Here is a 6,641-nt window from a genome sequence, read left to right on the forward strand (position 1 = left end):
GGCGGGTGGTCGGCTGAGCGCCGCGGGGGTTCTGTCGGCGGTCGGCTGAGCGCCGCCGGGGTTCTGTCGGTGGCCGACTGCGGCGCCGTTGTGGCTGGGCGCGCAGTTCCCCGCGCCCCTGAGGCGGGCGCTGCGCGCCCTGCCCCAGGGCGGCGGCCGCCTTGCTTACGCGGCGGTCTTGCGGGCGCTGCGGGCCATCCAGGCCGCTACCAAGGCGCCCGAGATGTTGTGCCAGACCGAGAAGACCGCTGCCGGGAGAGCCGCCGCCGGGCTGAAGTGGGCCGTGGCCAGGGATGCGGCCAGGCCGGAGTTCTGCATGCCGACCTCGAAGGCCATGGCGCGGCTCGCCGGGCGGCCCAGGCGGGCCAGTGCGCCCGCGCCGTAGCCGAGCGCCAGGCCGAGGCCGTTGTGGAGGACCACCGCGAGCAGCACCAGCGCCGCCGCGTCCTTGATCTGAGCCGCGCTGCCCGCCACCACGACCAGCACGATCACCGCGATGGTCAGCGCGGAGAGCCAGGGGAGGGCCTTCAGCAGCTTGTCGATGAAGCGCCCGGCCACCAGCCGGACCAGCAGGCCCGCGAAGACCGGCAGCAGCACCGTCTTGAGGATGTCCGTGACCATGACCCCGGCGTCCACATGCATGAACTGTCCGGCGAGCAGGTAGGTCAGCGGAGGCGTCACGAACGGGGCGACCACGGTGGAGACCGTGGCGACCGAGACGGACAGGGCGACATCGCCGCGCGCCAGGTAGGTCACGACGTTGGAGGCCGTACCGCTCGGGGCACAGCCGACCAGGATCACGCCGGCCGCCAGCGCGGGCGGCAGGTCCAGCACGGTGGCCACCAGCCAGCCGAGGCCCGGCATGATCACGTAGTGCGCGACCAGGCCCAGCCCGACCGCCCAGGGCCGCTTGGCGACCGCGGCGAAGTCCGGGACCGTGAGCGTGAGGCCCATCGAGAACATCACGACGCCGAGCAGCCAGGGCACGGACGGGGCCCAGCCGGTGAAGTGCGACGGCCAGAACAGGCCGATCAGCCCGGCCACGATCACGAGCAGCGGGAAGAGCGTCACGGCGCGCCGCGCGGCGCGGTCGGACGCGGGGAGGTCGCCGGTGCCCGGCGCGGCGGGTGCGGGCCCCTCGGGCGCCGCGGCCTTCTGATTCGTCTGCTCGTTCGTCACGTCGGCACCCTACGGCGATCTTAGGTGCCCCAGGCAACGCTGTTCCGGATGATGGACGGCCCCGAGAGCGCCGTCGGACGGGCCTCGGACGGCCCTCAGAGCGCCTTCTCCAGGGCCGTCACGAAGCGGTCGGTGGTGTTCCGGTCCCGGACCGCCAGCCGCAGCCACTCGGCGCCCAGCCCCGGGAACGTATCGCCGCGCCGGACCGCGAAGCCCAGCTCCCGCAGCCGCTCCCGCACGCCCGCCGCGTCCGGCAGCCGGATCAGCACGAACGGCCCCTCGGCCGGCCGTACCACCGTGATCTGCGGGAACTCGCCCAGCCGCGCGATCAGGTACGAGCGGTCGGCGGCTATCTCGGCGGCCGCCGCCTCGGCCTCCGCGAGCGCCGCCGGCTCGCAGCACGCCTCGGCCGCGGTGAGCGCGGGGGAGGAGACCGGCCACAGCGGCTGGACCCGCTCCAGCGCCTCGATGATCTCCGGGTCCGCCAGCACGTACCCGATGCGCAGCCCGGCCAGCCCCCAGGTCTTGGTGAGGCTGCGCAGCACCACCAGGCCCGGCAGGTCCGTACGGGACGCCAGCGACTCCGCCTCGCCCGGCACCGCGTCCATGAACGCCTCGTCGACGACCAGCGTGCGGCCCGGCCGCGCCAGCGCCGCCACGGCCTCCGCGGGGTGCAGCACGGACGTCGGGTTGGTGGGGTTGCCGACCACCACCAGGTCCGCGTCGTCCGGTACCGCCTCCGGAGTCAGCCGGAAGCCGTCCTCTTCGGACAGCAGCACCCGGCGCACCTCGTGCCCGGCGTCCCGCAGGGCCGCCTCCGGCTCGGTGAACTGCGGGTGCACCACGACCGGGCGCGCGGCGCGCACGGCCCGCGCGAGCAGCACGAACGCCTCCGCGGCGCCGGCCGTCAGCAGTACCCGGGAGGCCGGCAGGCCGTGCCGGGCGGCGACCGCTGCGCGTGCCGCCGTGCCGTCCGGGTACGCGGCCAGCCCGTCCAGCGACGCGGCGATCCGGGCCTTGAGCCAGGCCGGCGGGGTGCCCGTACGGACATTGACGGCCAGGTCGGTCAGGCCGGCCGCGGCGCCGCGTACCTCGGCGTCCCCGTGGTGGCGAAGGTCGGGCAGGGTGGTCACGGCTTCTCCTCGTGCGTGCGTACGGTCGGCTGCGTGCTGCTGTCGTGGGGTGCGGCGCGGCGGGCGACCGCACAGGTGGCCCGGGCCGCGCCGCCGTCCGGAGGCGCGGTGATCCGCTTCGGGACGGCCAGCGTGCCGCCGGGGCCCGCCGCGGCCAGCGCGGCGGCCTCGGCGACGGACGGCGTCCCGGCGGCGGCCAGCACCGCGTCCGAGGGATGCGGCACCGGTACGGAGGCCAGCGCGGCGGCCGGGTAGGACAGCAGCTCCAACCCCAGCAGCGCCGCGGCGGCCCGCAGCCCCGGCTCCCGGGCCCTGGCGTCCACGGTGGCCAGCGCGCGCACCGCGGCGAGCGGCAGCCCGGCCTCCGCGAGCACGGCCCCGACCAGCGCCGTCAGCTCCTCCGCCGGTACTCCGGGCCGTGCGCCGATGCCCACCACCAGGTCCCGCAGCGGTGCTCGCTCGGCGCGCTCGGCAGGCACGGCGGGTCCTTTCAGCGGGGCGGAGCCGGACATGCGGGACCGGCCGGGGATCAGTAAGCAGGTGACACGGGTACCGGCACCGGTACACCTGTGGGCACGGCGGCGGAAGGGGCGAGACAGTGCCTGTGGTCATCGCGGTCGGCGCGTTCCTGATGACCCTCGTCGGCGGCTGGGTCGCCCACCGGGTCACCGACCGCCGCCACCTCATCCTCGGCCTCGCCGGCGGCCTGATGCTGGGCGTCGTCGGCCTCGACCTGCTGCCGGAGGCCCTGGAGGCGGCCGGTACAGAGCTCTTCGGCGTCCCCGCCGCGCTGCTCTGCTTCGTGCTGGGCTTCCTGGCCGCGCACGCCGCGGAACGGCTGCTGGCCGTGCGCAAAGCGGCCCACGGCATGGACCCGGAGGAGCGCGTCCCGCAGGTGGGCCTGACGGCCGCGGCCGCTATGGTCGTGCACAGCGCGATGGACGGCTTCGCGATCGGCGCGGCCTACCAGGTCGGCAGCGAGATGGCGGTGGCCGTGGCGCTCGCCGTGATCGCCCACGACTTCGCCGACGGCTTCAACACGTACACCATCGCCAGCCTCTACGGGAACGCCCGGCGCAAGGCGCTGCTGCTGCTCGGCGCGGACGCGGTGGCGCCGCTCGCCGGCGCGGCGATCACGCTGGCCGTCACCCTGCCGGAGCAGCCGCTCGGGTTTTACCTGGGCTTCTTCGGCGGCGTCCTGCTGTACCTCGCGACCTCCGACATCCTCCCGGAGGCCCACCACGACCACCCCGCGCTGTCGACGCTGGGCTGCACGGCCGCCGGCGTGGGCTTCATGTGGCTGGTGGTCGGCCTGTCGGGCGGCTGAGGCCATCAGGCGCTCGCCGCCCACGCCGCGGCCCGCGCCGCCAGCCGGTGCGCCAGCGACGGCTCGGCGGCCCAGTGCACATGCAGGTACGAGGCGTGCACACCGTCCTGCACAAAGCCCTCGGTACGGCGCTCGGGGCGCACGAAGCCCCACGCAGGGCTGTCGCCCGTGCCCGGCTCCAGGACCGTGCGGTGGAACTCGTGGCCGCGCACCCGCGTCCCGGCCGCCGCCAGCGCGCTGTCACCGATGGCCACCGCCTCCCGGTAGCCCAGCGTCAGCCGCTCCGACATCCGCCCGTCGGCCGCCAGCACGCCGCACATGGGCCTGCCGTCCAGCGAACGGGACAGGTACAGCAGGCCCGCGCACTCCGCGGCGATGGGCGCGCCCGCGGCCGCCAGCCGGGCGACCTCGGCGCGCAGCGGCGCGTTCGCCGACAGCTCCGGCGCGTACACCTCCGGGAAACCGCCGCCGATCACCAGCCCGGCCGTGCCCGCCGGCAGCTTCTCGTCACGCAGCGGATCAAAGGTGACCACCTCGGCACCGGCCGCCGTCAGCAGCTCGGAGTGCTCCGCGTAGGAGAACGTGAAGGCCGCGCCGCCCGCCACCGCGATCACCGGGCGGCCCGTGGCGGGCGTCTCCGGGGCCGCGGGCGCCCACGCGGGCCCCGTCAGCTCCGGCGCGCTGCGCGCCAGCGCCAGCAGTCCTTCCAGGTCGCAGCCCGTACGGATCTGCTCGGCGAGCGCCGCCACCGAGTCCACCGCCTCCGGGGCCCGCTCGGCCACCGGGACCAGGCCCAGGTGCCGGGCGGGCGTACTGACCTTCGGAGCGCGCCGCAGACAGCCCAGTACCGGCACGCCCGCGCCGCCCAGTGCCTCGCGCAGCAGCGCCTCGTGCCGGTCCGAGCCGACCTTGTTCAGGATCACCCCGGCCAGCCGCACCTCCGGGTCCCAGGACGCGAAGCCGTGCACCAGCGCCGCCACCGAGCGGGACTGCGAGGACGCGTCCACGACGAGGACGACCGGCGCCCGCAGCAACTTCGCGACCTGCGCCGTCGACCCCAGCTCGCCCATGCCGGACGCGCCGTCGAACATGCCCATGACGCCCTCGACGAGCGCCAGGTCCGCGCCCGCCGCACCGTGGAGGAACAGCGGCTCGATCCGCTCCGGACCGCACAGGTACGCGTCGAGGTTGCGGCCCGGCCGGCCCGTGGCCAGCGCGTGGTAGCCCGGGTCGATGTAGTCCGGGCCCACCTTGTGCGGGGACACCGCGAGGCCCGCCTCGCGGAAGGCTGCCATCAGGCCGGTGGCGACGGTGGTCTTGCCACTGCCCGAAGAGGGCGCGGCGATCACCAGGCGCGGAACGTTCACCACTGGATCATCACTTCGGTCATCGCTGCGGTCGTCACCACTCGATGCCCCGCTGGCCCTTCTGGCCCGCGTCCATCGGGTGCTTGACCTTGGTCATGTCGGTGACCAGGTCGGCGAAGTCCACCAGCTTCTCGGGCGCGTTACGGCCCGTGATCACGACATGCTGGGTGCCTGGACGGTTCCGCAGTACGTCGATCACCTCGTCGGTGTCGATCCAGCCCCAGTGCATCGGGTACGCGAACTCGTCCAGCACGTACAGCTTGTACGACTCCGCGGCGAGGTCCCGCTTGACCTGCTCCCAGCCCTCGCGCGCGGCCTCCTCGCTGGACTCGATGTCGCGCTGGACCCAGGACCAGCCCTCGCCCATCTTGTGCCAGGCGACCGTTCCGCCCTCGCCGGTCTCGCCGAGCACCTTCAGCGCCCGCTCCTCGCCGACCTTCCACTTCGCGGACTTCACGAACTGGAAAACCCCGACCGGCCAGCCCTGGTTCCAGGCGCGCAGCGCCAGCCCGAAGGCGGCGGTGGACTTGCCCTTGCCGGTGCCGGTGTGGACGAAGACGAGCGGGCGGTTGCGGCGCTGACGGGTGGTGAGGCCGTCGTTCGGTACGACGGTCGGCTGTCCCTGCGGCATCAGGCGGCCCTCCGGTGAGTGGTGTCGGTGACGGTGCGGACGAGCGCGGAGACGCTGTCCGCGCGGAGTTCGTCGAGGGTGACGGCGGTGCCCTGAAGGTCGCGGGCCAGCTCGCCGGCCAGGCCGAGGCGCACGGGACCGGCCTCGCAGTCCACGACGACCGAGGCGGTGCCCTCGGCGGCCAGCAGCTGCGCGGCCTTCGACGCGCGCGGCCGCGGCTCGACGCCGCCGGTCGCCCGGCCGTCCGTGACGACCACGACCAGCGGGCGGCGCGAGGCGTCCCGCATCCGCTCCACGCGCAGTACCTCATGGGCCTTCAGCAGGCCCGCGGCGAGCGGGGTGCGGCCGCCGGTGGGCAGCTGTTCCAGCCGGGCCGCGCCCGCCTCCACGGAGGAGGTCGGCGGCAGCGCGAGCTCGGCGTCCGCGCCCCGGAAGGTGATCATGCCGACCTTGTCGCGCCGCTGGTACGCGTCCAGCAGCAGCGACAGGACCGCGCCCTTGACCGCGGTCATCCGCTTGCGCGCCGCCATCGAGCCGGACGCGTCCACGACGAAGAGGACCAGATTGCCCTCGCGGCCCTCGCGTACGGCCTCGCGCAGATCGTCCCGGCGGATCAGCAGGCCGCGGCCGTTGCGCCCGCGCGCCTTCTGGTGCGGCGCGGCGGCCTGCACGGTGGCGGCCAGGTGCAGCTTGCCCAGCGCGCCCTGGGGGCGGCGGGAGCCGGTGGTACGGCCGTGCGCGGTACGGGCCCGCGAGCGGCGGCCGTCGACGCCCTCGCCGAGCCCCGGCACGTCCAGCCGCCGGGTCTTGAACGGCTCCGTGGCACCGACCGCGGCCTTCTCCGGCGCGGCGCCGCCCTCGGCGGCCTCGTTCCTGGGCTGGGCGGGCTGCTGCTCCGGAGCGCCGTCCGAGCGCTGGTCCGGTACGGAGGGCTGCTCGGGGCCCGTGTCCGCGCCGGACGGCGGCGGCGCGTCGTCCGGCGCGGACACGGGCCCCGAGCAGCC

General features: G+C 75.3%; 7 protein-coding genes. 1 reads left to right on the top strand and 6 read right to left on the bottom strand.

Annotation, left to right across the window (positions count from 1 at the left end; translation table 11 throughout):
* Positions 1-165: 165 nt before the first annotated feature.
* From CCS38_RS18685 to CCS38_RS18695, 3 genes are all read right to left on the bottom strand, one after another.
* Complete coding sequence (locus CCS38_RS18685; protein ID WP_372457112.1) at positions 166-1,179, bottom strand: bile acid:sodium symporter family protein; 1,014 nt, start codon at positions 1,177-1,179, stop codon at positions 166-168.
* 95 nt (positions 1,180-1,274) lie between these two features.
* A complete protein-coding gene (cobC, locus tag CCS38_RS18690; protein WP_308050833.1) occupies positions 1,275-2,312 on the bottom strand; it encodes an Rv2231c family histidinol phosphate aminotransferase CobC in 1,038 nt (345 codons plus the stop codon).
* Positions 2,309-2,791 carry a cobalamin biosynthesis protein gene (locus CCS38_RS18695; protein WP_223734438.1) on the bottom strand — a complete coding sequence of 161 codons (483 nt, stop codon included), beginning with the start codon at positions 2,789-2,791 and terminating at the stop codon, positions 2,309-2,311. Before CCS38_RS18695 ends, cobC begins: the two co-directional genes overlap by 4 nt.
* Positions 2,792-2,943: 152 nt before the next feature.
* Here CCS38_RS18695 and CCS38_RS18700 point away from each other — a divergent pair, with 152 nt between their 5' ends.
* Complete coding sequence (locus CCS38_RS18700) at positions 2,944-3,639, top strand: ZIP family metal transporter (RefSeq protein ID WP_263302273.1); 696 nt, start codon at positions 2,944-2,946, stop codon at positions 3,637-3,639.
* Between the two features lie 5 nt (positions 3,640-3,644).
* Here CCS38_RS18700 and CCS38_RS18705 read toward each other — a convergent pair whose 3' ends face one another.
* The 3 genes from CCS38_RS18705 to CCS38_RS18715 form a co-directional block, all read right to left on the bottom strand.
* On the bottom strand, positions 3,645-5,009 hold the full coding sequence (locus CCS38_RS18705; protein WP_223734433.1) for a cobyrinic acid a,c-diamide synthase CobB: 1,365 nt from the start codon (positions 5,007-5,009) through the stop codon (positions 3,645-3,647).
* A 31-nt stretch (positions 5,010-5,040) separates the two neighbouring features.
* Positions 5,041-5,637, bottom strand: a complete 597-nt coding sequence (gene cobO / locus CCS38_RS18710) for a cob(I)yrinic acid a,c-diamide adenosyltransferase (RefSeq protein WP_223734434.1) — start codon at positions 5,635-5,637, stop codon at positions 5,041-5,043.
* The coding region (locus CCS38_RS18715; RefSeq protein ID WP_223734435.1) for a vWA domain-containing protein at positions 5,637-6,641 on the bottom strand (1,005 nt) is incomplete at its 5' end. The genes cobO and CCS38_RS18715, both read right to left, overlap by 1 nt.

It is taken from the genome of Streptomyces purpurogeneiscleroticus, assembly GCF_020024005.1.
Classification (GTDB): domain Bacteria; phylum Actinomycetota; class Actinomycetes; order Streptomycetales; family Streptomycetaceae; genus Streptomyces; species Streptomyces purpurogeneiscleroticus.